This is a genomic window from Epibacterium sp. HA2-3, from assembly GCF_055693725.2.
The window spans coordinates 142,501-145,239 of record NZ_JBVFUL020000003.1 but is presented as its reverse complement, the minus strand read 5'-3'; the positions used below and the strand labels follow the sequence as shown (position 1 = coordinate 145,239).

Annotated in this window: 2 protein-coding genes; both read left to right on the top strand. The window is 59.7% G+C overall.

The annotated features are described in order from the left end of the window. Positions 1 to 483 precede the first annotated feature (483 nt). Positions 484 to 1,488: a replication initiator protein A gene (locus tag ACZ1HH_RS19145; protein ID WP_011536551.1), complete on the top strand. Its 1,005-nt coding sequence runs from the start codon at positions 484 to 486 to the stop codon at positions 1,486 to 1,488. A 131-nt stretch (positions 1,489 to 1,619) separates the two neighbouring features. Continuing rightward, entirely contained in the window at positions 1,620 to 2,636 is a 1,017-nt protein-coding gene (locus ACZ1HH_RS19140) for a nucleotidyltransferase family protein (protein ID WP_487320533.1), read from the top strand. Positions 2,637 to 2,739: the final 103 nt, after the last annotated feature.

Sequence of the window (2,739 nt, the reverse complement as noted above, 5' to 3'; positions counted from 1 at the left end):
CCTGCGTCATGCCTCATGCTGGAAGAGAGGGGGCTTATCCGGATTTGCCCAGGCCCCAACCCTCGATGTATCGCCTTTCTCACAAGATAGCAGAAAAGGCGGCATGTGGAAGCATTATGATGATGTCGCTATAATTTTCTAAGCAATTCCAACACTTGCAACCCAAGGGAGGGTGCGGTTTTGGCACAGAAACAGGAAGGATGAAAAAAAGATATCCTGTTATTATTGTGTTATTTCTAGTTAAAGCAGCCCATGGCCTCCTGCAAAGCCCTTTTTTTACTGGGGTTTGGGCATTCATTTCCGCAACAGATGACTCTGAAACCCCGATGAAATGACTCTGAACCCCCGATCTTCTGACTCTGAACCCCCGTTGTGCGGGGCTGTGGATAACCCTAGGGTGAGTGTAATCAAAACCACGAAAGCGAATCTGGCGGTACAGCAGGACGCAAATCGTGAGGCAGGCAAAGCAGTGAGACCAGATTCATGACCAGCGCGCTAAGCGAGGCCGGAGGCTATCCCCCCGAAGGACAGGGGGCGTATTTCCTCTGCGATATCTTTGATGCGATGCCTAAGAATGATCTGGCTTCGATGGAGCATCCGTTGTTTTCCCTCAGCACCCGCCCGGACCGGCGCATCCTGAACTACGAACACAATGGGGCTGAGATCACCGTGACCCCGAGCGTCAAAGGGCTGGCGACGATTCACGATAAGGACATCCTGATCTTTTGTGTGAGCCAGCTGATGGCGGCGCTCAATGCGGGCCGGCAGGTGAGCCGGGTGCTGCATCTCACGGCTCATGATCTCTTGGTGGCCTGCAACCGCGAAACCTCGGGCGATGCCTATCGCCGCCTGCGCGAGTCCTTTGAGCGCCTCGCGGGCACTCGGATCACTACCAATATCACCACCGGCGGGCAGGAGATCACCACCGGTTTTGGTCTTATCGAGAGCTGGGAGATCGTGCGCAAGGCCCGGGGCGGGCGCATGGTCTCGGTGGCGGTGACGCTGTCGGACTGGCTCTATCGGGCGGTGCTGTCAAAATCGGTGCTGACCTTGAGCCGCGATTATTTCCGGCTGAGGAAACCCTTGGAGCGGCGCATCTACGAGCTTGCGCGCAAACACTGCGGCCGTCAGGACAGCTGGCAGATCTCGGTTGAGACCCTCCTGAAGAAATCCGGCTCCGCCAGCCCGCGTCGGGTCTTTCGCAAGATGGTCCGCGATATGATCGAAAGCCAGCCTCTGCCCGATTACGAGATGGCAGAGCTAGAAGGCGACATCATCCGCTTCAGCCAGAAGGCCGCCGTGGTCGATGTGCCGCCGCCGGTGATTTCAGAGGCGGCCCGCGACGAGGCGCGCCGGTTGATGCCGGGGGTGGATGTGCATGCGCTCGAGGCCGACTGGCGCGCCACCTGGGCCCGCACCGGCGCCCCCCGCCTGCGCAAACCCGACGCGGCCTTTGTGGGCTGGGTGCGAAAGCGGATGAACGACTGAGGCGCGGTCGCGCTTGGCGCGGCCCTTTCGCCGTTTCTGATGGACGTGGTCGTGCCCTCTCGCCCTTTTGCCTATCAATTTGAATTTTAGATAGGTATGTACGTGCCAATCAAAACATGAAATTGCTAGGCATGATTTCTCTCAGCAGTATCGCAATGAGCGCCTATACCGATCTGGTGCGCCTCCTGAAGGATGACGCCTTGTCCGGTGTTGAAGGCAAGCCAACGCTCAAAGAGCGCGGCGACAAGGCCTATTGGTACGCCGTGCGCCGCGTCGGAACGGAGATGCGGTTCCTCTATATCGGCGAGGACGGTGACGAGACACGTGCACGTATCGGACGGATCGAGGAACTGCGCGGGGCGGCCAAGGAACGTCAGGCAGAACGGTCTCGGCTCGTTCGACTTCTGCGCGCCGAAGGCATGACACCCACCGACCGGTCGACCGGGTCCATCCTGTCGGCCATGGCCGCAGCGGGGACATTCCGGTTGGGTGGCACCATCGTCGGGACGAATGCCTTCCGGCTCTATGAGGGCGAGCTGGGTGTTCGTTTGCCTTTGGGGGGCATGGCCAATACAGCCGACATCGATATCGCCCAGTTCGAAAAACTGAGCGTGGCGTTGCAAGATCAGGTCGACCCGGGCCTGGCCGAGACCTTCTCGGCACTCAAATTTGATCCCTTACCGGCTCTTGACCAAGGCCGGAGCTGGCGATGGGCCCAGGGCGGCAGTGGCCAGTTGGTCGAGTTCCTGACACCTGCGTTCGGGGATGAGAGCGTCCGTGATCTGCCAGCATTGGGTGTGAGCGCGCAAGGATTGAACTATCTCAATTTTCTGATTGCCGAGCCGATCCATGCGGCGGCGATCTATCGGTCCGGCGTTCTGGTCCAGGTGCCGCGCCCGGAACGTTACGCGATCCACAAGCTGATCATTGCCGATCGGCGTCGTGACGGGGCAGGGAGCCTCAAATCGGCGAAGGACAGGGAGCAGGCTGCTTTCCTGATCGAGGCGATGGCCGAGGACCGTCCCGATGATCTGTTGCAGGCTTACGCCACGGCCATGGAAGTCGGGCCGCGCTGGCGGGAGCATATTGGGAACTCGTTGACGCGAATGCCTGAGACCAAGGGGACGCTCGACAGCTTGGGCGCGTGATTGCCGTAACGGCGCCGCATTGAATCTCGGGTAAAAGGTAGAAGCGAAAGGTCTGGCGGTCATGCGGGTTGCGGCCCCGGCGAAGAAGCCGTCGCAGAATTGC

Coding starts and splice junctions, on each gene's coding strand:
- ACZ1HH_RS19145 (WP_011536551.1), top strand. CDS start 484: ATGACCAGCGCGCTAAGCGAGGCCGGAGGCTATCCCCCCGAAGGACAG.
- ACZ1HH_RS19140 (WP_487320533.1), top strand. CDS start 1,620: ATGATTTCTCTCAGCAGTATCGCAATGAGCGCCTATACCGATCTGGTG.